At 63.1% G+C, this 520-nt stretch carries 1 protein-coding gene; it reads left to right on the forward strand.

What is annotated here, in order from left to right; all coding sequences use genetic code 11:
- Positions 1 to 520, forward strand: a 520-nt coding sequence (locus E1K68_RS27535; protein ID WP_212614964.1) for an HAD-IB family phosphatase, incomplete at both ends; no start/stop codon positions are given.

Consider the following 520-nt stretch of genomic DNA (forward strand, 5'->3'; position numbering starts at 1 on the left):
TGTGTGACTTCGACGGGACCATTACCCCCACCGATGTCATCGACAACGTCCTCCAACGCTTCGCCGGCCCCGAGTGGGAAACCATTGAGCAGCAATGGCTGGATGGGCATATCGGTTCACGCGAATGCCTGAGCCGCCAACTGGCGCTGATCAAGGCCACCCCGGCTGAACTGCTGGCGTACTTTGACAGTGTCGAGATCGACCCGGACTTCCCGGACTTCGTCGATCACGTCATGGGCCTGGGTGCCTCCATCGAAGTGGTCAGCGACGGCATCGAGCAGGGCATTGCCCGCATCCTTTCGCGCAACTACGTGACCCTGCTGCCGATCCTCGCCAACCGCCTGCGCCAGGTCGACCAGGACAGCTGGCGCATCGACTTCCCGTATGCCAGCGATGCCTGCCGCGCCGCTTCCGGCAACTGCAAGTGCAAATCCACGCCGCGCAACAAGCGCGTGCTGGTGATCGGCGACGGCAAGTCCGACATGTGCGTGGCCTCCACCGCCGACTTCGTGTTCGCCAA

It is taken from the genome of Pseudomonas sp. B2021 (assembly GCF_018135665.1).
Classification (GTDB): domain Bacteria; phylum Pseudomonadota; class Gammaproteobacteria; order Pseudomonadales; family Pseudomonadaceae; genus Aquipseudomonas; species Aquipseudomonas lactis.